Origin of the sequence: Bradyrhizobium sp. 45, from assembly GCF_023073155.1 — a bacterium.
GTDB lineage: Bacteria > Pseudomonadota > Alphaproteobacteria > Rhizobiales > Xanthobacteraceae > Bradyrhizobium > Bradyrhizobium canariense_D.
The window spans coordinates 308,357-332,234 of the sequence record NZ_JADPIX010000122.1; the positions used below are offsets into that span (position 1 = coordinate 308,357).

At 63.8% G+C, this 23,878-nt stretch carries 24 protein-coding genes and 1 pseudogene; 18 read left to right on the top strand and 7 right to left on the bottom strand.

Annotated elements, in window-relative coordinates; all coding sequences use genetic code 11:
• Positions 1–34: 34 nt before the first annotated feature.
• On the bottom strand, positions 35–1,081 hold the full coding sequence (locus tag IVB42_RS21780) for an ABC transporter substrate-binding protein (protein ID WP_018453144.1): 1,047 nt from the start codon (positions 1,079–1,081) through the stop codon (positions 35–37).
• 227 nt (positions 1,082–1,308) lie between these two features.
• Between IVB42_RS21780 and IVB42_RS21785 the strand changes: the two genes are divergently transcribed.
• From IVB42_RS21785 to IVB42_RS21815, 7 genes are all read left to right on the top strand, one after another.
• On the top strand, positions 1,309–1,680 hold the full coding sequence (locus IVB42_RS21785; protein WP_018453145.1) for a hypothetical protein: 372 nt from the start codon (positions 1,309–1,311) through the stop codon (positions 1,678–1,680).
• Positions 1,681–1,801: 121 nt separating this feature from the next.
• Positions 1,802–2,206: a phosphoribosyl-ATP diphosphatase gene (gene hisE / locus IVB42_RS21790; RefSeq protein WP_007597487.1), complete on the top strand. Its 405-nt coding sequence runs from the start codon at positions 1,802–1,804 to the stop codon at positions 2,204–2,206.
• A gap of 45 nt (positions 2,207–2,251) precedes the next feature.
• Entirely contained in the window at positions 2,252–2,854 is a 603-nt protein-coding gene (locus IVB42_RS21795; protein WP_085385485.1) for a YqaA family protein, read from the top strand.
• 48 nt (positions 2,855–2,902) lie between these two features.
• A complete protein-coding gene (locus IVB42_RS21800) occupies positions 2,903–3,439 on the top strand; it encodes a hypothetical protein (protein ID WP_018453147.1) in 537 nt (178 codons plus the stop codon).
• A gap of 30 nt (positions 3,440–3,469) precedes the next feature.
• Positions 3,470–4,870, top strand: coding sequence for an aspartate ammonia-lyase (locus IVB42_RS21805; RefSeq protein ID WP_018453148.1), 1,401 nt, complete (start codon positions 3,470–3,472; stop codon positions 4,868–4,870).
• 150 nt (positions 4,871–5,020) lie between these two features.
• Entirely contained in the window at positions 5,021–5,989 is a 969-nt protein-coding gene (locus IVB42_RS21810) for a nitronate monooxygenase family protein (RefSeq protein WP_018453149.1), read from the top strand.
• Positions 5,990–6,044: 55 nt separating this feature from the next.
• On the top strand, positions 6,045–6,818 hold the full coding sequence (locus IVB42_RS21815; protein ID WP_247299252.1) for a thioesterase family protein: 774 nt from the start codon (positions 6,045–6,047) through the stop codon (positions 6,816–6,818).
• Positions 6,819–6,828: 10 nt separating this feature from the next.
• Here the strand turns inward: IVB42_RS21815 and IVB42_RS21820 are convergent, their stop codons facing one another.
• The gene (locus tag IVB42_RS21820; protein WP_247395386.1) at positions 6,829–8,391 is read right to left on the bottom strand and encodes an AMP-binding protein; all 1,563 of its coding nucleotides are present in this window, start codon (positions 8,389–8,391) and stop codon (positions 6,829–6,831) included.
• Between the two features lie 108 nt (positions 8,392–8,499).
• Between IVB42_RS21820 and IVB42_RS21825 the strand changes: the two genes are divergently transcribed.
• The 4 genes from IVB42_RS21825 (at position 8,500) to IVB42_RS21840 (ending at position 11,503) form a co-directional block, all read left to right on the top strand.
• Entirely contained in the window at positions 8,500–9,474 is a 975-nt protein-coding gene (locus tag IVB42_RS21825) for a nitronate monooxygenase (RefSeq protein WP_018453151.1), read from the top strand.
• Between the two features lie 137 nt (positions 9,475–9,611).
• Positions 9,612–9,860, top strand: a complete 249-nt coding sequence (locus IVB42_RS21830; protein ID WP_018453152.1) for a hypothetical protein — start codon at positions 9,612–9,614, stop codon at positions 9,858–9,860.
• 132 nt (positions 9,861–9,992) lie between these two features.
• Positions 9,993–10,703 carry a hypothetical protein gene (locus IVB42_RS21835; RefSeq protein WP_018453153.1) on the top strand — a complete coding sequence of 237 codons (711 nt, stop codon included), beginning with the start codon at positions 9,993–9,995 and terminating at the stop codon, positions 10,701–10,703.
• Between the two features lie 86 nt (positions 10,704–10,789).
• Entirely contained in the window at positions 10,790–11,503 is a 714-nt protein-coding gene (locus IVB42_RS21840; protein WP_018453154.1) for a hypothetical protein, read from the top strand.
• A 106-nt stretch (positions 11,504–11,609) separates the two neighbouring features.
• Here IVB42_RS21840 and IVB42_RS21845 read toward each other — a convergent pair whose 3' ends face one another.
• Positions 11,610–11,834, bottom strand: coding sequence for a cysteine rich repeat-containing protein (locus IVB42_RS21845; protein WP_018453155.1), 225 nt, complete (start codon positions 11,832–11,834; stop codon positions 11,610–11,612).
• A gap of 235 nt (positions 11,835–12,069) precedes the next feature.
• Between IVB42_RS21845 and IVB42_RS21850 the strand changes: the two genes are divergently transcribed.
• Positions 12,070–12,351 carry a hypothetical protein gene (locus IVB42_RS21850; RefSeq protein ID WP_026232471.1) on the top strand — a complete coding sequence of 94 codons (282 nt, stop codon included), beginning with the start codon at positions 12,070–12,072 and terminating at the stop codon, positions 12,349–12,351.
• Between the two features lie 116 nt (positions 12,352–12,467).
• Here IVB42_RS21850 and IVB42_RS21855 read toward each other — a convergent pair.
• Together IVB42_RS21855 and IVB42_RS21860 are read right to left on the bottom strand one after the other, a co-directional pair.
• Positions 12,468–14,404: pseudogene (locus tag IVB42_RS21855) on the bottom strand (ATP-binding protein).
• A complete protein-coding gene (locus IVB42_RS21860; RefSeq protein WP_018453158.1) occupies positions 14,401–15,084 on the bottom strand; it encodes a response regulator transcription factor in 684 nt (227 codons plus the stop codon). The pseudogene IVB42_RS21855 and the gene IVB42_RS21860 overlap by 4 nt, the downstream one beginning before the upstream one ends.
• A 393-nt stretch (positions 15,085–15,477) precedes the next feature.
• Between IVB42_RS21860 and IVB42_RS21865 the strand changes: the two genes are divergently transcribed.
• Positions 15,478–17,310, top strand: a complete 1,833-nt coding sequence (locus tag IVB42_RS21865) for a caspase family protein (protein ID WP_247369883.1) — start codon at positions 15,478–15,480, stop codon at positions 17,308–17,310.
• Between the two features lie 65 nt (positions 17,311–17,375).
• On the opposite strand, the gene IVB42_RS21870 is transcribed toward IVB42_RS21865, so the two are convergent.
• Complete coding sequence (locus IVB42_RS21870; RefSeq protein ID WP_026232472.1) at positions 17,376–17,609, bottom strand: hypothetical protein; 234 nt, start codon at positions 17,607–17,609, stop codon at positions 17,376–17,378.
• Positions 17,610–17,845: 236 nt separating this feature from the next.
• On the opposite strand from IVB42_RS21870, the gene IVB42_RS21875 reads away from it, so the two are divergent.
• The 5 genes from IVB42_RS21875 (at position 17,846) to IVB42_RS21895 (ending at position 23,547) form a co-directional block, all read left to right on the top strand.
• Entirely contained in the window at positions 17,846–18,511 is a 666-nt protein-coding gene (locus IVB42_RS21875) for a response regulator transcription factor (protein WP_018453161.1), read from the top strand.
• Positions 18,508–19,929 (top strand): sensor histidine kinase, encoded by a 1,422-nt coding sequence (locus IVB42_RS21880; RefSeq protein ID WP_018453162.1) that lies wholly within the window; start codon positions 18,508–18,510, stop codon positions 19,927–19,929. Before IVB42_RS21875 ends, IVB42_RS21880 begins: the two co-directional genes overlap by 4 nt.
• Before the next feature lie 87 nt (positions 19,930–20,016).
• Positions 20,017–21,093 carry an ABC transporter substrate-binding protein gene (locus IVB42_RS21885; protein WP_085350789.1) on the top strand — a complete coding sequence of 359 codons (1,077 nt, stop codon included), beginning with the start codon at positions 20,017–20,019 and terminating at the stop codon, positions 21,091–21,093.
• 271 nt (positions 21,094–21,364) lie between these two features.
• Positions 21,365–22,672 (top strand): MFS transporter, encoded by a 1,308-nt coding sequence (locus tag IVB42_RS21890; protein ID WP_018453164.1) that lies wholly within the window; start codon positions 21,365–21,367, stop codon positions 22,670–22,672.
• 77 nt (positions 22,673–22,749) lie between these two features.
• Positions 22,750–23,547 carry a substrate-binding domain-containing protein gene (locus tag IVB42_RS21895; RefSeq protein WP_018453165.1) on the top strand — a complete coding sequence of 266 codons (798 nt, stop codon included), beginning with the start codon at positions 22,750–22,752 and terminating at the stop codon, positions 23,545–23,547.
• 120 nt (positions 23,548–23,667) lie between these two features.
• Here IVB42_RS21895 and IVB42_RS21900 read toward each other — a convergent pair whose 3' ends face one another.
• The gene (locus IVB42_RS21900) at positions 23,668–23,847 is read right to left on the bottom strand and encodes a hypothetical protein (protein ID WP_143273402.1); all 180 of its coding nucleotides are present in this window, start codon (positions 23,845–23,847) and stop codon (positions 23,668–23,670) included.
• Positions 23,848–23,878: the final 31 nt, after the last annotated feature.

The following is a 23,878-nucleotide window of genomic DNA, read 5'->3' on the forward strand; positions in this document are numbered from 1 at the left end:
GCCCGTGAGATATAGCGGAAGCTGTCGGTTTTGCTCAGTTGATCAACCGCCCTGCAACTGGCGGCAAGAACCCGCTGTCGAAGATGTCGCCCGCCGCCGGCCGGTTGCGGAATTTGAAATCCTGCCCGATCTGGTCGATCGCGCGATCCATGCGCGCCGGGTCGATGTCGCCGAGGCCGTTGCGACGGACCTCGTCCGTCAGGATGTTGTCGACGAGGACGGTGCGCAGCCGCTCCAGCTCAAGATCGCGATCGCCGCCGTCGATGCGGCTCGCGGCTTCGTCCGCCGCACGCGCCGGGTCCTTGACGGTCGCGTTGATGCCGGCGATCAATGCGCGGACGAATCCCTTCACGGTGTCCGGCTTGGCCGCGGCGAAAGCCGGGTTGACCACGACGGCAAAGCCATAGGCCTCGCAACCATAATCGGCATAGCGAAGCGCGACGAGATCGCCGCCTGGCACGCCGCGGTCGCGCAGGTTCACTGCCGAGAGATAGCTGAAGCCGGCGACGGCATCGACCTGTCCCGCGGAGAGGATCGGCTCGCGCACCGCGGCGCTGATCTTGTGGAATTTCACGTGAGCCGTGTCGATGCCGTTCTGCTGCGCCAGCGCCGGCCACAGCCGCATCGACAGATCGCTATCGGCAACGCCGACGGTTTTGCCGTCCAGGTCGGGCAGGAGGTGGATGCCGCGGCTCCTGCGGGCGACGATCGCGTAGGGCGCGCGGTTGAACAGCACGAATACCGCCTTGACCGGGGTCGCATCCTTGTCGCGGAAGCGGATCAGCTCGTTGATGTCGACGAGCGCGAGCTCGCTGTTGCCCTTGGCGACGCGCGCAAGCGCCTCCGGCGATCCGGCCGCGCTGCTGAAGGAGACGTTGAGACGTTCGGCGCCGAAGCTGCCGTCCTTGGCGGCAAGAAAGAACGGCGCCATGCTCGCATCGATCGGGCGGTCGAAGGTGAAGTGGATCGCAATGGAGGGCACGACGGTCTCGGCCGCGGTAGCATCGCGCGCAGTCAGCACCGCAAGCGAGATTGCAGCGGCCAGCAGACCGCGAAGAGCAATTGTCGTGAATTCGAACATCAGTCGCGCCGGTCCGGTGTTGTTATGGCTTGGTGACGCTCGGAGCGCCGGCTGGCGACAAGCTTGTTCGCGCCAACATGAACGGCGGATGAGCGGCGGTTGCGTCACGATCACGCAACCCCGTTCAGCTTGTGTTGGGGTTGGGGAACCCAACATGGGATGCGGGTGTTTGAGAGACACGAGCCTGTCATCAGGCACCATTCGAGGTCCCAAGGAGGGTCCAGGACATGTTTGACAGATTTTCAGGATTTGCCGGCCGTAAGGCCGTTCTCGCTACCGCCGCGGTGCTGGCGCTGACCGCAATAACCCCGACCGCTTCCTACGCGGGCGGCCGTCATTGGCATGGTGGCGGCGGTGGCGCGGCGGCTGCTGCAGCGTTTGCCGGCATCGTCGGCACCGGTCTTGCGATCGCCGCGACCCGCAACGCCTACGCCTATGACGATGGCCCCTATTATGGCGGCCCCGCCTATTACAGCGGCCCTGCCTATTACGGCGACGGCCCGTATTACGGACCCGGCCCGAACTACCAGTATCAGCGTTACGGCGGCACGGCTCCGTCGGAGCTCTGCGGCCAGGGCCACCGCACCAACTGCTACTAGTTTTGGCCACAACAAAAGGTTGACCACAAACGGGCCGTCGTGCTTGCCGCGGCGGCCCCTTTTTGGGCTCTACTATCGCGCGTTAACGCGCTGGCCATGGGTTTAGAGTAGCGTCGCGTACATGAGTGATTCGCTTGAGCGGCTATATCTGGCTGTGCTCGCGGCCAGGGACCTTGATCCGGCAACATCGCGCACAGCGCGGCTGTTTCAGCGCGGCCCGTCAAAAATGGCGAAGAAGCTGGCTGAAGAGGCCATCGAGGTCGTCATCGACGCGGTCAACGGCGATAGCGAAGCCGTGATCCGGGAAAGCGCAGATCTACTCTACAATCTGACCGTGCTCTGGGCCTCGGCCGGCGTGCGCCCCGAGGACGTCTGGCGCGAGATGACGCGGCGTGAAGACATGCTCGGCATCGCCGAGAAACTGCCGAAGTCGGCTATGAAACTGCCCAAAGTTGCGTCACCGCGTGTCGCCGCCAGGCGGCCAATCGTCGCGCTCGAAGGCCGCACCGCGCGCAAGCGCCACTAGTATTGGCACAAATCGGTCCCATCTCGGCATGGACAAATCCGTCCCATGGTGCTTCATCGCGGCGCCATGCTGAAACGTATTTACGACTGGTGCATCGACGCCGCTCACAAGCCTTACGCGCTCTGGATCATGGGCGCCGTGGCTTTCGCTGAAAGCTCCTTCTTTCCCGTCCCGCCGGACGTGATGCTGATCCCGATGTCACTGGCGCGCCCGCAACGCGCCTGGGTCTATGCGGCGATCTGCACTGCGACGTCGGTGCTGGGTGGCCTTCTGGGCTACGCTATCGGTGCGCTGCTCTTCGACTCGGTCGGCCATTGGCTGATCGAAGTCTATGGCCTCGGCGGCAAGGTCGACGCCTTCCGCGCCTCCTATGCCGAATGGGGCGCCGTGATCATCCTGCTCAAGGGCCTCACGCCGATCCCCTACAAGCTCGTGACCATCACGTCCGGCTTTGCCGGCTACAATCTCGGGCTCTTCATCCTGTGCTCGATCGTGGCGCGTGGCGGGCGCTTCTTTATCGTGGCGATCCTGCTAAACCGCTACGGCGACTGGATCCGGATCAAGATCGAGAAGCATCTCGGATTGGTGGTGGCAATCGGCGCCGCGGTGCTCGTGCTCGGCTTTGTCGTCGCAATCAAATTGATCTAACGCCCAAGGCGCTTTGCCACCGCGCCTCGTTCGGCTACGGTTGCCGCCATGATGCTTCGATCCGGCAATCCGGTCCTGCGACTGGGCACGCTGACATTTGCGGCGCTTTCGGTCCTGCTCGCTGCCGGCGGTACCGGATGGCCGCAATCCGCACCGCCGGCGCTCGGCTTGCAGGAGCAAGGACCGCAGGCCGCACCGGCGCCCTCGACAGCTCCTTCGTCGCCGCCGGCGCACGAGGAAAACCCCGGGCTGATCAACGAAATGGGCAAGCTGTTCGAAAAGCTGCCCTCGATCCTGCCGCCGATCAAAAGCCCGAGCGAGACCATGAACGATTTGTCGCGCCTGGCGAAGCCGTCGACCATGGTGTCGGGACGCGTGGCCTGTCCGGCCTCGTCGAACGGCGCGCCCGACTGCAAGCTCGCCGCCGACAAACTCTGCCAGAGCAAGGGCTACACGGAAGGCAAGAGCCTGAATGCCGACTCCGCGGAAAAGTGCTCGGCCAAGGTTCTGATCCCGGGCAGGCAACGCAAACCGGATGACTGCCGCACTGATACCTTCGTCACCAGCGCGCTGTGCCAGAACTGAGGACGTCGCGCGAGCAAGCAAGGAGCGCCCATGAGCCGCACGGAGCAGGACTTCCTCGGACAGCGTGAGATCGCCGACGACATCTATTACGGCGTCCAGACCATCCGCGGGAAGGAGAACTTCCACATCACCGGCATTCCGATGAACCAGGAGCCTTACTTCGTGAAGGCGCTTGGTTACGTCAAGAAGGCCGCCGCCATGGCCAACCGCGATCTCGGCGCGGTGGACACCAAAGTCGCGGAAGCCATCATCGTGGGCTGCGATCGCGTCATCGCCGGCGATATGATGGACCAGTTCGTCACCGACTTCATCCAGGGCGGGGCCGGCACCTCCACCAACATGAACGCCAACGAGGTGATCGCCAATCTCGCGCTGGAATCGCTCGGCTTTGCCAAGGGCGACTACCAGCACGTCAGCCCCAACGATCACGTCAATTACGGCCAGTCCACCAACGACACCTATCCGACCGCCTTTCGGCTGGCGCTGATCCTGCGGCTCGAGAGCTACATGACGGCGCTGCGTCAGCTCCAGGAGGCGTTCTTCGCCAAGGGCAGGGAGTTCGAGCGCGTGCTGAAGATGGGCCGCACCCATTTGCAGGACGCGGTGCCGATGTCGCTCGGCGCCGAATTCCGCGGCTGGGGCACCACCATGGGCGAGGAGGTCGATCGAATCTCCGAGGCCCGCGCGCTGCTGCGCGAGATCAATCTCGGCGCCACCGCGATCGGCACCTCCGTCACCGCGGCGCACGGCTATCCCAAGCTCGCGGTCCGGCATCTGAGCGCGCTCACCGGCGTCGACTTCATCCTAGCAGGCGATCTCGTGGAGGCGACGTCGGATACAGGCGCCTATGTGCAGCTCTCCGGCGTGCTCAAGCGCACCGCGAGCAAGCTGACCAAGATCTGCAACGACATCCGCCTGCTCGCCTCGGGCCCGCGTGCCGGCTTCAACGAGATCAACCTGCCGCAGCTTCAGCCGGGCTCCTCGATCATGCCCGGCAAGGTCAATCCTGTCATCCCCGAGGTCGTCAACCAGACTAGCTTCCTCGTGATCGGGCTCGACACCACCGTGACGCTCGCGGCGTCCGCGGGTCAGCTCCAGCTCAATGTGATGGAGCCGGTGATCTCGTTCGCGCTGTTCTTCTCGATCCGCACCATGGAGCGCGCGGTCAACAGCCTGCGTGAGAATTGCGTCGTCGGCATCACTGCCAACGAGGAGCACACCCGCAACATGGTGCTGAATTCGCTCGGTATCGTCACGGTGCTGAAGCCGCTGCTCGGCTACAAGGAATGCGCCGAGATCGCGCGCGAGGGCTACAAGAGCGGCAAGTCGCTGCATCAGATCGTCGTCGTCGAGCGCAAGCTGCTGACCCAGGAGAAATGGGACGAGATGTTCTCGTTCGAGCGGCTGATCAATCCGGATTTGCTTGCGTGATGTCGTCGGTCCGCGCTGAATTCCGCGGCTTGGAATTGCGGTAACGGCGTCCCTCCACGGCGCTAAAACGCAATACTTGACAGTGGAAAGATTGCCTTGTTGGTATGGCTCCCAACTTCGATGTGACCGCCAACAGAGGATCGTCTCGCAATGTCCATGCCTGCCTTGTTCAAGGGACGCCTGTCGATCCCCGTGATCGGTTCGCCGCTCTTCATCATCTCGGTGCCCGATCTCGTGATCGCGCAGTGCAAGGCGGGCGTGGTCGGCTCGTTTCCGTCGCTGAACGCGCGGCCGCCGGAGCTGCTTGACGAGTGGCTGGCGCGCATCACCGAAGAGCTCGCGGCCTATGATCGCGCGCATCCCGACAAGCCGTCGGCGCCGTTTGCGGTCAACCAGATCGTGCACAAGTCGAACAACCGGCTCGATCACGACATGCAGCTTTGCGCCAAGTACAAGGTGCCGATGATTATCTCCTCGCTCGGCGCACGCGAGGAGCTCAATCAGGCCGTGCACGGCTGGGGCGGCATCGTCTTCCACGATGTGATCAACCAGAAGTTTGCGCACAAGGCGATCGAGAAGGGCGCCGACGGCCTGATCCTGGTCGCCGCGGGCGCCGGCGGCCATGCCGGCACGATCTCGCCATTGGCGTTCGTCGCCGAGACGCGAAAATGGTTCGACGGCCCGATCGCGCTGTCGGGCGCGATCGGCAACGGCAAGGCGATCCGCGCCGCGCGCATACTTGGCGCCGACTTTGCCTATATCGGCTCGGCCTTCATCGCCACCAAGGAAGCCAATGCCGTCGACAAATACAAGGAGATGATCGCGGGCGCGACGGCTGACGACATCGTCTATTCCAACCTGTTCACCGGCGTGCACGGCAACTATCTGAAGCCGTCGATTCTCGCCGCCGGTATGGATCCGGAGAACCTGCCGACGTCAGATCCCTCCAAGATGAACTTCGGCACCGACGCCTCCGGCGAGCGCGCCAAGCCAAAAGCCTGGAAGGAAATCTGGGGTTCGGGCCAGGGCGTCGGCAGCATCGACGGCATCGTGCCAGCCGCCGAAATGATCGCGCGCTTCAAGAAGGAATACGACGAGGCGGTCGATCCGCCGTTGTGAACTTCGCCGGGACGACAGCTTTTGCTCAGCACCGAATGTGCATCACGGAGAAACGATGCCTCCCATCTACCGCATCGACGGCGACAGCGTCGTCACCAGCCCGGATGCCGCGGGCCCGTGGGACCGGCGTATGCAGCACGGTTCGGCGCCGGCCGCGCTGGTGACGTGGGCGGCTGAGCGCATTCCGACGCCAGTTGCAATGGACATCGCGCGCGTCACCATCGACCTGATGCGCCCGGTGCCGGTGGCACCACTCACGATCGCGACCGAGATCTTGCGCGAGGGCCGCAAGATCCAGCTCTGCGGAGTCAAGCTGCTCGCCGACGGCGTCCAGGTGGTCGGCGCCACCGTGCTCAAGATCAAGCGCCAGGCGCTGACGCTGCCCGAGCACGTCAAGGCGCTGCCGGTTACGCTGCCGTCGCCGGAGGACTCGCTGCTCGAGGACGGTCATGCCGCTACCAGCCCGTTCGTACGTTCAGTCTCGATGCGCGCTGCGCGCGGCCGCTTCGGGCAAGCCGGCGCCGGCGCGATCTGGTTTCGCGTCGACCATCCCCTGATCGCGGGCGAACCGCTCTCCCAGGCGACGCGCGCCGTGGTCGCGGCCGATTTTTCCAACGGCACCGCCTCGTCGCTCGATTTCCGCGCCTGGACCTACATCAACGCTGACCTCACCGTGAGCTTTGCGCGCCAGCCGGTCGGCGAATGGATCCTGCTCGACGGTGATTCCTGGATCGGCCCCGATGGTGCCGGGCTTGCGATGTCGCGGCTCGCCGACCGGCAGGGCTATTTCGGCCGAGCCGTGCAAAGCCTGGTGATCGAGAAGCGGTGAGGCACCTTATCTATCCCACCATCCGGCCCCGCCCGCTCCAAAAGCTCGCGCGCAGCATCTTCTTGTCGACCTTGCCGACGCCGGTCATCGGGAGTTGAATGACGAACTGGATCTGCTTCGGTGCATGAGCCGAGCCTTTTCGCGTCTTCACCAGATTGATCAGTTCATCGGCGTCAGGTTTTGCGCCTTCGCGCAGGACGACGACAGCGGTCACGGCCTCGCCCCATTTCTCGTCGGGGATGCCGACGACCGCAACCATGGCCACATCGGCGTGCTGTGACAGCACGTCTTCGATTTCCCGCGGAAAGATGTTGAAGCCGCCGGAGACGATCATGTCCTTCTTGCGGTCGAGGATGAACATGTAGCCGCGATCGTCCTTACGAGCGATGTCGCCGGTGTGCACCCAGCCGTTCTTGAGCGTCTCGGCGGTGGTGTCGGGCCGCTTCCAGTACTCGGCCATCGCATGCGGAGCGCGCACGCAGATTTCGCCGGCCTCGCCCGTCTTCACCTCCTGGTCGTTGTCGTCGAGGATCTTGACCTCGCACGCCGCGATCGGGAAGCCACAGGACAGGAACAGTTCGGGCGTTTTGGGATCGTGATCCGCCTTGCGCAGCACCGAGATTGGGTAGCATTCGGTCTGGCCGTAGAGCTGCGAGAACACCGGCCCGATCCGTTCGATGCCCTCGACCAGCCGGCTCGGCGACATCGCGGAGGCGCCGTAGAGCACCAGCTCGAGCGAGGAGAGGTCGGTCCTGCTCAATGCGGGATGATCGAGCAGCACATAGACCATGGTCGGCACGAACAGCGTGAAGTTGATGCGCTCGCGTGCGATAGTCCCCAGCACCGCCTCGGGATCGAAACCCTTCAGCATGTGCACGGTGCCGCCCCGCATCAAGGTCGGTAGCACTTTCGTGCCGGCGACATGGCTGATCGGTGCCACCGCGAGGTAGCGCGCGCCATCGGGAATCTCGAAGTCGGCGAGGATCGCGGCCGCGGCTCCGGCATTTTCGCGGTGGTAGCGCAACGCGCCCTTGGATTTGCCGGTGGTGCCACCGGTGTAATTCAGCGTGGAGAGGTCGTCGGGTCGGGCGAGGCAATGCGCGCTGGCATGGCCTTCGATCTCGATCGCCTGCAAGAGATCGACGCCATAGTTGGCCGGTCCCGTGGTGAACACCGCCTTGAGCCAGGTCGCCTGCGCGGCGAGCTCGCCGCCGCGATCGTGGAAGGCGGCCGCATCGACCACCAGCACCTCGGCCTCGGAATCCTCGAGCTGGAACATCTGGTCTCCCGGCGATCCCAAAGGATGCAGCCAGGTGACGCAGAGCCGCGACAATTGCGCGGCAACGCCGGCGCACCAGGTGTCGGCGCGGTTCGCGGTGAGGAAGGCGACCCGCGCGCCGGGCTGCAATCCAAGCCGCATGAACACGCCCTGGATGCGCCCGATCAGGTCGATGGTGCCCTGATAGCTCAGCGATCCGCCGGGCCACGCGAACGCGGTTCGGCCCGGATAGCGCGACAGCGCCCGCAGCGCCTGCGCGCAAGTCGGGGACGATGCATGGAGCGGATCGGACATATGTTTCCTCGCTGCTTTGTTATCGGCTTCCGGCGTGCCAATGTTTACCGCGACGCTAGCACAGGGAATGCGGGATGGAACGACTAAGCCCGCGCGAGGGAGGCACGCGTGACGTCAGATCGGCTGCAACATTTCCACGGTCGTCTCGCCCTGCCGCTGATTGCCGCGCCGATGTTTCTGGTGTCGGGCGTCGAGCTCATGGTCGCGGCCTGCCGCAACGGCGTGATCGGCAGCTTCCCCACCGCGAATTGCCGTAGCACCGAACAACTCGATGAATGGCTCACCGACATCGAAGCGCGGCTGCGGCGGCATGAAGATCAAACCGGCCGAAAGGCCGCGCCGCTTTGCCCAAACCTGATCGTGCACCGCTCCAATGCACGGCTGGAGCAGGATCTCGCCGTGTTGCTGCACCACAGGCCGGAGATCGTCATCACCTCGGTCGGCTCGCCCACGACGGTGCTCAAGCCGCTGCACGACGTCGGCGCATTGGTGCTTGCGGATGTTGCCTCGATCCGCCACGCCGAACGCGCGGCGGAAGCAGGTGCCGACGGGCTCGTGCTGCTTACCGCCGGCGCGGGCGGGCAAACCGGCTGGCTCAACCCGTTCGCCTTCGTCCGCGCGGTGCGTGCGTTCTACGATGGCATCATCGTGCTCGCGGGGGGCATCAGCGACGGCCACGCATTGCGCGCGGCCGAAGTGCTCGGCTGCGATCTCGGCTACATGGGTACGAAGTTCATCGGGACGCGGGAGAGCATGGCGGATGAGCGTCACAAGCAAATGCTGGTCGACGGCAGCGCGGACGACATCTTGCTGACCACCGCGTTCACGGGCCTGCAGACCAGCATGCTCAAGCCGTCGATCCTGGCAGCCGGTCTCGACCCCGACGATCTGCCGGCGCGCGGTGCAATCGACGTCGGCAAGGACATCGAAGTCAACGCGCGCGAGAGCCGACCCGAGCGCTGGCGCGATATCTGGAGCGGCGGGCATTCGATATCGGGTGTAACCGAAGTGATGGAGGCCAACGATCTCGTCGCGCGGACGGTCGCGGAGTATCGAGAGGCGGGTGGCCGCCTCTCCCCGTAAAAACCGGAGACCGACAGGGCCCGTCCCCTCCATCACAGTTAGTCGAGCGCTCCTTAGAAGCGGTCACTTAACGGCAGATTAACCATCGATCGCCCAGAATTCCCTCAGGCGCCAATCAGGACCGAGAGGGACAGGCGATGGACTTCGACTTTCTCAACGCCAAGACGGCGGCTTCGCTGGACGAAATTCGCGTTCGCGTGGCCCATGCGCTGGCCCGCCACCCGCTGTGCCGCAATGTTCGCTTCGACATCGTCAGCGTCCCCCGCACCCGCCGGGGCGGCAATTGGACGGTGGCGCTGCAATCGGTCGAGCCGCGTGGAGTCTGGGAGGCCTCGGAGATCGTGGCCGACATCCAGGACGCTTACGATCTGGCGCTAGCTGCTTGATTTTGTTGACCTTTCCAGATCATGTCGCCGCAGTCCGCGCGATTGCCGCCGCGATGGCACGGTTAAGCCTTAATTTTCGCCCAGTTTGCGGGCAGTGATCACGTGGACTTGAAGCCGGTTGCGGAGAGACGTTTGTCGAAAGCCATCACCATCGTCGTGCTGACCTGCTTCCTCGTCCTCGGCGCCGCCACCACCGCCATTCTCGGCCGCGATAGCGTGCCCAGCGTCAGCGCCGAAATGATCACGCAGGCGCCGGCGCCCAAGCTGCTTGCAACCAATCGGGCCGCCAAGGCCGACCGTCTGGTTCCGACGCTGGCGCTAGCCTCGGCCGCCATCGACCCGGTTCAGGTTCCGGCGGACAAGCTCTCGCAAATGCCCGTGCTGACCGAGCCGCTGCGTCAGGCGTTTGCCGCCGCCACGCCATCCGATTTCCCGATGCCCAAGGCGAGCGTGAACGAGGCTCCGGCCGCTGCAGAGATTCCTGCCGTCGAAGTCCCGGCCAAGCCGAAGGTCGTCGCCAAGCCGCAGCCGCAGAAATCCTATTCGCTGTTGTCCGACGTACAGATTGCGGGCATCAGGGACCGTCTGAAGTTGTCGTCGTCGCAGGAATATTACTGGCCGTCGGTCGAGACCGCGCTGCGCAACGTTGTCCGCAAGATCTCGGCAAACAAGCTGTCCAATCCGAACGTGCAGGGCGTGCCGATCGATCCCAATTGCGACGAGGTCCAGCAGTTGAAGTCGGCCGCGATGCCGCTGCTGTTCCAGCTGCGTGACGACCAGAAAGAGGAAGTGCGCAAGCTCGCCCGCATCATTGGGCTCGAGAAGGTGGCGCAGCAGATCTGACGCGCAAGTTCCTTCCGGAACTGCGGCTATATCGGGAACATCCTGCAATTGACAAGCGTTGCCCGCTCCAAAGAGGGAGTGGACCAATGCGCGCCTCGACAGCCTATTTCGTCGGTGCAGGAACCATCGTCGCAGCCATCGCCATTGGTCTCGGCGGCGGCATTGTCGCCGGCAATATCATGAATCCGGTCTCGCCCAAGCAGGGGCCTGATACCAGCAAGATCGCGCAGCGCGCTGACGCCAAGCCCGCCACGACGGAAGCGCCATCCGAGCGCCTGCAATATCTCACCGGCTCGCAAGCCTTCGGCGCCATGGTCGCCGCGCCAGCGCAGGCCGAAGCCAAATCCGACGCCAAGGCCGAGTCCAAGCCTGAGGCAAAGTCCGAAGCGGTGAAGCCCGACACGCAGACCACTCAAGCCAACGCTGAACAGCCAGCGCAACAGCCTTCGCAGGCGGCAGCGGTGGAGCCCCCGAAACCGCCACCGGCGTCGCCTCCGCAAGTCGCAAAGCCTGCCGAGCGGCAAGCATCGACAGAGCCGTCATCCTCATCCGACAACGCCTATGCCAAGGCCAGGGATTCTGACGTCAAGCGCGCCACGTCTGAACGGCGCCGGACGGAGCGCCGTGAGCGCTGGGCCGAGCGCCGCCACTACGATTTCCGCGATCCGCGTGGGATGCGCGACCGCACCGATTGGGACGACGTCGCGCGCAACATCCGCGAAGATGCCGATGCGCGCGAGGTCCCGAGCAGGCCGCGCGGCGGCTTTCCGCAGATCAGGCTATTCGGCGACGACGATTAGCGTCCATCCTCGCCGTCGTGCGCGCGCCCGACCTATGACCGGCGCATCGACGTCTATGGCCTGACGGCTTTGACGCCGCCGAGATTTGTGTTGTGGACGCGAGCACTCACCCGCCGTGTGACTCCACGACCTTGCGGCAGCCGTCCGAAAGCTTCGACTTGTTCTCGCGCAGGCAGGCATTCATCTGTGGCGGCTTGCCGATATGTTCGGCGCAGAATTTGTTCGCGTCGCTTCGGCAGGTCATCTGCTCCTGCGGCGTCGGACCGGATTGCGCAGCGGCGGTCTGGGCGGTAGCGGCGAGCAGCAGCACGGCAAGAACCGAGATCTTCATAAAACACCTCCTTGGGAATGTCGTTGGTCCCGCCTGGGATCAAGCGGGCCGGACCATCTCGCGAGCGCCGGGCGCAGGTCCATGCCATGTTCATGGCATCGGCCAGCCCCTCCCGCCGCCGTACCCCCATTTTCATGGCATGTATCAGCGCGCCGTCTTTTGTCATTCAGGCTGCACGTCGGCCGCGAGACCCGGTGATTGCATCGGGACGCCGAACGGGAAGCAGGAGAGCAAGATGTCGAAAAGAGCGGGAGCGCTGAGCGCCGGGCTGACAATTTTGGCGCTGGCAGGTGCGGCGACGGTCTCGCTGGGCACGAGCCCGGCGCAGGCGGTGGTCTATTGCAAGACGGTCGGCATACCCAAGGGCTGCGTGGTGCGGCCGAGAGCGGCAGTGGTCGCTGCGCCGGCCGCCGCAGTCGCGGTCGCGACACCCGGGGTCGGTGCGCCCGGTGTCGGCGTGCGCGCGGGCACGCCGATGAATCGCGGTGGTCCGGTCAATCGCGTCGGCGTGCGCTGAGAAAGACGAAAGAGTTCGGGCGAAGGAGCATTGCGGACGAACCCCCGTCTTCCGCAGGCAAATCATCCGGCCCGTCCCTCTCTCCGCGCGTCCCACACGTTCGGAGAGGGGGCTTTTCAGCCGACGGCGGCACCGCTGTCGGGGAAAATCTGCGGCAATTGCAGCCGCACGCGCGTGCCTGAGGAATCCGAGCTCAGATCGAGCATCGCCCCGCAGCGCGCGGCACGGCTCCTCATGTTGCGAAGCCCCCGCGCGGTCTGGCCCGCGTCGGTGGCTCTGCCGCTGCCGACCGGCGCAGAACCGTTCGCAAAGCCCTTGCCATCATCCGCGACCTTGATCACACCGAACGGCCCCTGACCTTCGTCGACCGTCTCGATGGTGACCGCGATGCGGCGGGCCTGTGCGTGCTTGACCGCATTGGTCACGGTCTCGTCGAGGATGCGCACGATCTGGATGACATGCCATGGCCTGAGCTCGGGATGCAGCGGCAGCCCCTGCGGCGTGGCCACGTGCCAGTCGAGCGCGATGTCGTGCGGTCGCAATTGCGCGGTCGCTCGCTCGCGCCAGGAGCCGAGTGCGAGCATCAGGTCGCCGCCGATGTCGTCCATGGAGTCGATGACGAGGCGGAGGTCCTTCAGCGCCGCACGGGCAGCGTCGGTGATGGTCGCGCCCTCGTGCCCGCGCTCGGACAGTGCCACGATGCTGATGAGCTGGCCGCCGAGGCCGTCATGCAGGTCGCGCATCAGCCGCGTGCGCTCATTGGCGAGCGCGGCTGCCCTTGCGCGCTCCTCCTCGCGGGCAAAGCTCGCCTTCAGCCGCTCCTCGGCCTCACGTACGCGCGTCACGAGCTGGTCGGCAAAGCTGTCGACCTGGTTCAGCGCGCGCGCGAACCGCCAGGTCAAGCCGGCGCCGATCGCGACCAGCATCGCCGAGTAGGACAGGCGCGAGAGGAAGATGCGCTCGTCGGTCACGATCTCGAACACCGACAGCATGTCGTGGACCCAGCAGATCAGCACGATGGTCACCGCGCAGCCGAGCGTGAAGCTTGCCGCGTCCTGCCGCCGCACCACCGCGGCAGCGGTGACGCAGGCCATCAGGAGCAGGCAGAGACCGACGGTAGGAATGCCAAGCAGGAGAAACAGAATGCGCGGCAGCGGCGGGCCGGCGATCAGTCCGACGCCGAACACGACGAGCCCCGGCGCGAACAGCAGCATGCCGTAGCGCGGCCAGCGCCAGCCGAAGAACAGCACGCCGAAGACGACGACCAGGGCGCTCTCGATCGGTGCGGACGCGAGCAATACCGCGGCGAGCCGGGACGTGTTGAGGGGGGCACCGGTGGCGGCGCAAAGGCCTGCACTACGCCGAGTACCATCGCCACGGCCAGCACGCCGTAAACCGGCTCGCGGCGGCGCATCAGCCACATGATCGCCAGGATGACGGCGAGGATCGACTGCCAGGCGGAGAACACCACGGGCAACGTGACGAACATCAGCGTGCGTGTCTCGTAGGCCGGCCGCAAGGCCGCATCCAGCCCGACATAGACGGTGTCGAGAAAGCCCTTGAGCGGTCCCCAAACCAACAGCCGTACCGCGATCTCGTTCGTGCCCTCGCGCAGCAGCGAGGACGGGATCGCCCCGATTTGCGGAGTGTTGCGGTCGGGTCGGTTGGCGTTGGCATCGCGTCGGGAATCCAGGATGACGACGCCGTTGATTGAGACTTCCACCGCGTTGCTGAAGCGCGGCAGGAATACCGACCATCCCGACGCGACATCGCCGCGGCGGAACGTGAAGGCGCCGGTGTAGAGCGGCGGGTCGGCCAGGGAATAGCGTGACGACGTGAAATGCGGCAGCGTCACGGGACGTGCCACGCCGTCCTCGCGCAGCGAGAATTCGCTCAGCGCAAAGTCGTCGGGGTCGCTGGGCTGGAGCAGCCGCAGCCCGAGGACGGTCGCGACCACTATCAGCGCCTGCAGCAGCAGATAGGGCACGAGACGCGAGACCAGCAGCCGGCGCCGCCCGGGTTTGACCGGTGCCTTGGCCACGATCTCGCTCACAGCTTGATCAGGCCCTGCTGCACCGCTTCGAACACCGCTTCGCTGCGGGTGTGCACTTCGAGCTTGCGATAGATGTTCTTGATGTGGCCGGGCACGGTCTGCCGGGACAGGCCGAGATGGCTTGCGATCTCGGCGTAGCTGAAACCTTTGGCAATGCCCCAGAGGATGTCGATCTCGCGTGGGGTGAGCCTTGCGGTGTTGAGCGCGGGGCCCGGCGGAGGCTCGGCCGCATTCTGCGCGGAACCTTGCGTCCTGCGCACGATGAAGCGGGCGATCGAGGCCGAGATCGGCGAATGGCCGGCGACAAGATCGCGCACGGTGGTGGCGATATCAGTGGGGAACGCATCCTTCAGGAGATAGCCGGTGGCGCCAACCGTGATCGCGGAGATCACACTTTCTTCGTCGCCGAGCGCCGAGATCACCATGATCTCGGTGTCGGGAAAGCGTTGCCTTGTCTCGCGGATCAGCTCGACGCCGTGGCCGTCGGGCAGCCGCAGATCGGTGAGCAGCACGCGCGGCACAGCCGCGCTCAGCGCCGAACGAGCCTCTCCCAGCGTACCGGCGCTTCGCACCTCGTAGCCGGCCTTGACCAGCGCGTCCTGGAGCCGCCAGCAGGTCGGCGCGTCGTCCTCGACGAGGAGGATGGTGATGGCTTCACCCGTCTCGCCCTGTTCGGTCATGATCATCGTCGTCCTGCACCGCGTGTCCCCCGCGGCGCAGGGCCAAGTTTAGCCGCGGTGCGGGCGCCGCGACACCCATAATCATGGGGGCGCAAGGCATCGGTCTGGCGTTCCCGACGCGATGCCTACTGCTTCGTCGCACTGGCTCGTCCGGCGGCATGGGCGGGCCCGGCAGTCGCTGCACCAGATGCGCGGTACCGGCATTGTTCTTGTAGAACTGCTGATACGGCTCCTTGATCAGGTCGAGCTTCGTCGGCCGCCGGAGGTTTGGCCTGACGCCCACGGCGGCACCGGGAAGTGAGATAGGCCACAGACGGGTTGACTTACGGGAGGAGACCCTCGAAATCATCCCGGAGCCAGCCTAGGGCTCCTTGACGGAATGAAGCCTGCACCATGGTCGGATTGATCCTCCCGGCTCCGATGTCACGCCTGCAGCGTCTGGCCGGCCGTGTTGCGCTGGCGATTGCTCTGATGCTGGCAGCGGCGACGACCGCGCAGGCCGACAAGCGAGTGGCGCTGGTCCTTGGTGTGTCCAACTACCAGAGCGTCGCGCGGCTGGCCAATCCCGACAGCGACGCGGCCGCCATCAGCGACGTGTTCAAGCGGATGGGGTTCGATATCGTGGAGCTTCGCCGCGATCTCGGCGTCATCGAGATGCGGCGGGCGGTGCGCGATTTTGCTGCGGTTGCCGCGGATTCCGACATGGCCGTGGTCTATTACGCCGGTCACGGCATCGAGGTGAACGGCGCGAACTTCCTGATTCCGGCAGATGCCAGGCTGCAGAGCGATTTCGACGTCGAGGACGAGGCGGTCCCGCTGGACCGGATTCTCCAGGCGATAAATCCGGCGAAGCGGCTGCGGCTCGTCATCCTCGATGCCTGCCGCGACAATCCGTTTGCAGAGCGGATGACACGCAGTGTCGCCACGCGTTCGATGGGCCGCGGCCTCGCCAAGATCGAGCCCGCCACGGCGGATACGCTGATTGCGTTCGCCGCCAAGGCCGGCGCGGTCGCCGGCGACGGCGACGGTGCGCACAGCCCGTTTGCGACCGCGCTCCTCAATCATTTGGCGACACCGGGCCTCGACCTTCGCCTGACGCTTGGCCGGGTTCGCGACGAGGTGCTCAAGAGCACGGGGCGGCGGCAGGAGCCCTTCGTCTACGGATCGCTCGGCGGCGACACCGTGGCGCTGGTGCCGCCGGTTGCACCGCCGATCGATCCGAACGCGGGAGCCCGGCGGGATTATGAGCTTGCGGCGCAGGCCGGCACCAAGCAGGCCTGGCTTTCCTTTCTCGCCGTTCATGCCACCGGCATCTATGCCAACTTTGCGCATGCGGCGCTCGACAAGCTCGAGGCCGCAGAAAAAATCAGCGAAAACGCCGATGCCGTACAGCGGCAGGCCGAGCAGCAGGTCCGGCAGAAGAGCGACGATTTCAGGAAACAGATCGAGGAGCAGGCGGCGCGTGAGACGGAACGGGCCACGCAGCAGATCTCCGAGCAGGCCCGGCGCGATCTGGAGAAGGAGCGCCAACGCATCGCCGAGCAGGCCAAGCGCGAGCTCGACGATGCCCGGCGGCAGGTTGCGGAGGCGCGCCGGCAGGCGGAGGACGCGGCCCTTCAGGTCGAGCAGGCGATGAAGCAGGCCGCGCTGGAGGCGCAGCAACAGATCGAGGCGGCGAAGCGCGAGGCAGACCGGCGCGAGAAGGAGCGCCAGGCTACGCTTGCCGCTCTGACCCCGCCCGCCGCGCCCGCTGCTGCTCTCGCCGTGGCGCCGACTAGCGTGCCAGCGATGGATCCTGCGGACATCGCCCGCTTGCTCCAGGCGCACCTGAAGCGTGTCGGTTGCGATCCCGGTGCGGCCGATGGCGCCTGGACTGCACCGTCGCAAAAGGCGCTCGACAGCTTCAACAGATATGCCGGTACGAAATTCGACGTGAAGGTCGCAAGCCTCGACGCGCTCGATGCGGTGCGCGCCCGGCCCGATCGCATCTGCCCGCTGGTTTGTGCGAGGGGGCAAAAGGCGGTTGGCGACCGCTGCGTCCAGATCGTCTGTGACAACAAATTCGTGCTGGACGCCCAGGGCGTGTGCCAGCGGCGTCCCGATCCGTCGCCCCAGAAACCAAAGGCGGTGTCCCGCCACGAACCGAGCCCGCGCGCGCCGTCTGCTCCGGCCAGCAGCGAGGGCGGCAAATGTCATACCTATGGCGGAAAACAGTACTGCCAGTGATGCGGCGTTGCTCGCCCTGGGTTGACGGGGTGGCGAGATCCTCGCGTCCGTCCAGGATGGCCCCTCTACGAAGCCTCTGCCCGCGGCGGCGGATATCGCCGGGCCAGCGCCGACAACGGCAAGTGTCGCTCGCCCTCAGGTAGCTCGAGATAGGCGAGCACGAGCGGCCGTTTCCAGTCACCGACGCCGAAATCCATCGCCATCCATTTCTGCGGTTCGGGGCCCTCAAGACCGCGCACCCAGACGAAATAGCGGGGGAGATCGTCGGCTTCCGTTTCCGTCACGCGTCTCCTGGCCATCAAAGCTGCTCGCTGTATCGTTACGTGTTGCCACACGATATGGGGACTGGCCTGGCAAAGTCGAACCGTCGAGGGAGGGGATGCCGGGAAGCACGCGGCCCTCTCCTGGCGAAGTGTCCGAAGGATGCGAGCCGTACATCCGCGAGGAAGCTCCGATTTGATCTTTCGATACTGTCCTTCTAGCCTCACGGTGACGTCTCCCGCGCACGGGTGGTGCGAACGCAAGGGTTTGTTCAGTGAGGATTCTGATTGTCGAGGACGATGCCGCCATGGCGCGCGGCCTTGCCGAGCGGCTCAAGCTGTCCGGGTTCGCCGTCGATATCGAGTCTGACGGGGCTTCGGCGGCGCAGACCGCCTTGCTGGAACCCTACAGCCTCATCATTCTGGACATCAACTTGCCGAACGTGTCGGGTTTCGGCGTCCTGCACAAGATACGGCAAGCCGGGTCGACCGTTCCGGTCATGATTCTGACTGCCCGTTACGCGACCGGCGATAAGGTCAGCGGGCTCGATCTCGGCGCCGACGATTATCTCTCCAAGCCATTTGATATCGCCGAATTTGATGCCCGCGTTCGCGCGCTCGTGAGAAGGGGACAGGGGCTTCCAAATCCAACCTTGATCTGTGGCCCGCTCGCGTTCGACCGCGCCGCGGGCACGATTACACTGAGCGGCCGGCCGCTTGAATTGCGACGGCGCGAGTTTGCCGTGCTGGAAGTGCTGATGACCCGCGCCGGCAAAGTCGTCTCCAAGGAGCGCCTGATCGCGGAGGTATTTGGCTTCGACGAGGCGGTAGCGCCGAACGCGGCGGAACTCTATGTTGGTCGCGTTCGCCAGAAACTCGGTCCTGACGGGCCGCGGATCCGAACCGTCCGCGGGCTAGGCTATCTGCTGGAGGTACAGTGATCGCCACCTGGCGGCCGTCGTTGAGGCGAACGCTCCTCACCAATCTGGTGGCGCCCGCCATTGTATTGGCGATGGTGCTTGGAATCGGCGGTATGTTGCTGATCCAGCGCGTTGTGCAGACAGTTCATGACCGGTTGCTCGATGGGTCGGTTCTCGCCATCGCCGAACGCGTCGGCGTGGAAGATGGCGAACTGACGGTCGACTTGCCGCAGGTTGCGCTCGGCATGCTGGAAAGCCAGTCGCACGACAGCATCTATTACAGCGTGACTTACCTCGGCGAATTGATCACCGGTTACAAGGATCTTCCACTATCCGGCTTCGATCGATTGAAGGCTGGCGAAACCGGCCATCGCGATGGCGCGTATCGCGGCAAAACGGTTCGTATCGGCGCGCAGGCGCGGCAGGTCTACGGCAGGCCGGAGCTGGTCCTCGTCGCAGTGGCCGAAACGGTGCAGGCGCGCCGCGTCGTCGAACGTGAAATGCTGATCGGACTGGCGATGCTCGAGGCCGGGTTGATTAGCCTCATCGCTTGCCTCGGCTGGTACGCCGTCGATCGAGGCCTGAGGCCGCTTGGCGAACTCAAGCAAGAAATCGACGCGCGCGGTATTCAGGGCGGTCCAAATCTCAGTCCGCTCGACCTTTCCCGGGTGCCGCAGGAAGCTTTAGCACCGGCGCTCGCGGTAAATTCCCTGCTACAGCGGCTGGATCTGGCCATCGGACTGGTGCGCCGATTCACAGCCGATGCCTCGCATCAGATGCGAACCCCATTGGCGATACTGCGGACGCATCTCGATCTGGTGCGACGCCTGGGGTCGGAAACGCCGGCGGGCCAATCTGCCCTCGACGAGGTCGATAACGCCATCAACCGCCTTGAACGGCTGCTCGGGCAGCTCGTGACACTGGCACGGGCCGACGAGCAGAACATTGCGCAACCGGCCGCGGAGAACGTTGACCTGAATGAGGTCGCCTTCAATGTCCTGTCGGAGCGTGCCCCACAGGCTTTCGCGAACGACATCGACGTCCAGTTCGATCGATCCGACTGTCCCGCGGTCATCGCCGGCAATACGGTCCTGATTGGCGAATTGCTGGCAAACCTGATCGACAATGCGATCCGCTACAACCGCCCCGGGGGGATGGTCCTGGTTCGCGCGGTTGTTGACGCCACGACCGCGCGAATTGAAGTCGAGGATACCGGTCCGGGAATTCCGGAGGCCCATCGGGCCCGCGTTTTCGAGCGTTTTTATCGGATTCCGATGGCGAACGGCCCTGCAGGCAGTGGTCTTGGACTAGCCATCGTGAAAGCCTTGTCGGACCGTCTCGGGGCCCAAATCGTGCTTGCACCTGGCCCGGAAGGCCGGGGTCTGCGGGTTTCCGTGAGCTTTCCTCTTGCCAAGCGTGATGGTGAAAGCTCAAGTTGAGGCCGGATTGTGCGCTGCCGTACGAATGGCTGCGGTCCTGAACAAACTGAAGTCCGCAAAGCGGCTCATGGACGAGGAAACGTCACGATGGCGGCTGCCAAAGCCTTGGCCTTGTGCGTTGGGATCTTGCTGACGTGGCCTGCCATGTCGGAGCAGGCGCAGCTCGGCCCTCTCAAAGGGCAAGCATCCGCTATCGCCGGAGCTCGAGAGCAGCTCAACATCGTATCGACGACCCAGGACGCGGACGTCGCCGACTTGCTTGCCGATTTCCGGGCAAGTCATCCGGACATCGAGATCGTCCATACAAAGATCAACTCGAACGATATCTACAATCAAGTCGTGGATCCCTCGACCTCCAGCGCAGCACCCGGAGACATTGTCTGGAGCTCCGCGATGGATCTGCAGATCAAGCTCGTCAATGACGGCTATGCTCAACCCTATGTCTCGAAGGAAATTGCGCATATCCCGGATTGGGCCATCTGGAAAGACGAAGCCTATGCCATCACGGCGGAGCCGATTGTCATTGTTTATAACAAGAACCTCGTTGCGGAGTCCGATGTACCCCGAACCCGCACTGACCTGAAGAGCCTTCTAAGCCGAAAGCCTGACATCTATCGAGGTAAGATCGCAACCTATGACCCGGAGCAGAGCGGGACCGGTTTCCTGTTCATCACGCGCGATGCCGGAATCACCAGGACAACGTGGGATTTGGTCCGTGCGTTTGGCAGCGCCGGTATCAAGCTCTATTCGACCACCGGAACGGTGCTTGATCGGATTTCATCCGGCGAACATCTGCTCGCCTACAATATGATAGGGTCTTACGCGATCGAACGGGCCAAGGAAGATGCCTCTATCGGAATCGTGTTTCCTGCCGACTACATCACCTTGATGTCGCGAATAGCCTTTATACCCGTCACCGCGCCCCACCCGGAATCCGCGAAATTGTTTCTTGATTACCTGCTTTCAGAACGCGGCCAGAAATTTCTCCTGGCCCGGTCAGTCGGTCCTGTGCGCCTCGGTCTCGGCGCGGAAGGCGTGATACCTGCGGATCGCAGCGGCGCAGTCAAGCCGATCCATATTGGTGCAGAATTGCTCACCTATCTCGATCAATCGAAACGAGCGAGCTTCCTCAAAGAGTGGCGCCGCGCGTTGCAGGATCGATAGAAATCCAGGGATCTGGATTTCAGACGGAATAACATCCGAGAGAAGCCCCCCATATCTGCCGGCTCATCAAGCGCGTCGTCTTCAAACCGATTTTCTTGCGGAGTGCGGCAGCGACAGGTTGGTGACAGGCAGCTGATATACGATGAGGCAGCAATCGTAGCTTGAACGATCGCTCCTCGCGTATCGGTCAATCCGGCCGCGATCAAGTTTGCAACACCTGCAAGACGGGTGAACAAGACAAAAAAACATAAACGATAAAAGGGAGGACGGCATGACGGTTACCACCGGACAGTCGAAGCTTGGCATGGTGCTCCGCGTCACCAGTGGCAACTTTCTTGAGATGTTCGACTTCTTTCTGTCGGGCGTCTACGCGTCGTACATCGCCAAGGCATTCTTCCCACTCGAAAATGAATACGCGTCACTGCTGCTGACCTTCGTTGCGTTTGGCGCAGGCTTTCTGATGCGCCCGCTCGGCGCCATCATCCTCGGCGCCTACGTGGATCGGATCGGCCGGCGCCAAGGCCTGATCGTTACACTGTCGATCATGGCTGCCGGCACGGTGCTCATCGCGTTCGTGCCAAGTTACGCAACCATTGGCATATTGGCCCCGATCCTCGTCTTGATCGGACGCCTGCTGCAAGGCTTCTCGGCTGGCGTCGAGCTTGGTGGGGTTTCCGTCTATCTCTCGGAAATGGCCACACCGGGAAAGAAGGGTTTTTACGCCAGCTGGCAATCGGCAAGTCAACAGGTCGCGATCATCGTCTCGGCCTCGCTGGGTTTCGCTCTCAATGCATGGCTTGCACCGGCGCAGCTTGACGATTGGGGCTGGCGTATTCCGTTCTTCATCGGCTGCCTGATCGTTCCTTTCGTATTCTTCATTCGACGCTCGCTGCAGGAAACCGATGAATTCCTGGCGCGGAAGCATCATCCGACACCCCGCGAGATCTATCGCTCCATCCTCGCAAACTGGAGCATTGTGCTTGCCGGGATGATGATGGTGATCATGACCACGGTGTCGTTCTACCTCATTACCGTCTACACGCCGACATTCGGCAAATCGGTCCTCAAGCTGACCGCGGCCGATGGCCTGATCGTGACGATTTGCGTGGGAATATCGAACTTCATCTGGCTTCCCATCATGGGCTCGTTGTCCGATCGGATTGGTCGTCGGCCGATCCTCATCGCCTTTTCGACTTTGGCATTTCTGACTGCATATCCCGCGCTTTCCTGGTTGGCCGCAGGCCCGACGTTCCCGAAGATGCTGACGGTCCTACTTTGGTTGTCTTTCATCTACGCCAGCTACAACGGCGCGATGATCGTCGCATTGACCGAAGTCATGCCGGTGGGTGTGCGAACGTCGGGATTCTCCCTCGCATATAGTCTGGCAACGACGTTCGGCGGGTTTACGGCAGCGATCTGCACCTGGCTGATCGCTGCCACTGGTGACAATGCGTCGCCGGGATATTGGATGAGCGCGGCAGCGCTCTGTGGTCTGGCCGGGACGTACCTCGTTTACAGGCCGCAACAACGACGCGCGCTATCCGGCGCCAATTCGGTCGAGACGGTGATAGGGACGTGACCACCAAAGTGCTCGATGACGTCGACCGTCATCGAGCAAGCACAGTCCTCGAATAATTGCATCGAAGGAAATTGCCGATGAGCGTGACGATCGTCGTGCGCAGGCGAGTTGCGCTAAGCTTGCTGATTGTCTTGGCGGCCGCGGCTGGAATCGCCAAGGCGTCCGAAGTCAGGGTCATGATCTCGGGAGGCTTGGCGACGCCTTATAAGGAGCTCGTACCGCAATTTGAACGCGCGACGGGAAATACGGTCGTCACGGCCTATGGCCCCTCGATGGGAACGACGGAGAACGCCATCCCCGTGCGACTGGCACGCGGCGAGGCGGCGGACGTGCTCATCATGGTCGGCGACGCGCTTGGCGAGATGATCGAGCAGGGCAGGGCGGTCAGAACCAGCCGCGTCGACCTGGTACGCTCGCCGATCGGGATCGCGGTACGCGCCGGAACGCCAAAGCCTGATATCGGTACTCCTGACGCATTGAAGCAGGCACTGTTGAACGCGAAGTCAGTTGCATACTCCGACAGCGCCAGCGGCGTCTATGTGGGCACCGAGCTGTTCAAGCGTCTCGGGATCGCCGCCGAGATGAAGGACAAGGCCAAAATGATTCCGGCGGAGCCGGTCGCGAGTGTTGTTGCACGCGGTGACGCCGAACTCGGCTTTCAACAGATCAGTGAACTTCTGCCGATCGCTGGAGCCGACCTTGTCGGGCCGCTCCCGCCAGACGTCCAGAAAATCACGATCTTTTCTGCAGGCATAACCTCCGGTGCCAGTCAGCCGGAAGCCGGACGGGCTCTGATTGCCTTCCTCGCTTCCGCTGCTGCTGCTCCGGCCCTGAAAAAAGCGGGTCTCGATCCCTTTGCAGCATCGGAGAAATAGACCGCTTCAGATCTGCGCGAGGCGGACGATTCCAGCGAAGGGGGACTTGATAATGAAGCAGTATCTCAACAGCTTCGGCGCACGCCAGACACTTGTCGTCGGTGCAAAGAGCTACGCCTACTATTCGCTTGCCGCAGCGGAAAAGAATGGCCTTCCCAGCATCTCCAGAAGCTCGCGATCGAGATCCGCGAGTCCGATGGTGCGAATAAGGCCATCATACCCTTGACCTGCCGCATCGATACGCTCGACGAGCTCGAATATTTCCGCAACGGCGGAATTTTTCAATACGTCCTGCGCCAACTCGCTGCCTGACCGTCAACCCGAAACGAGG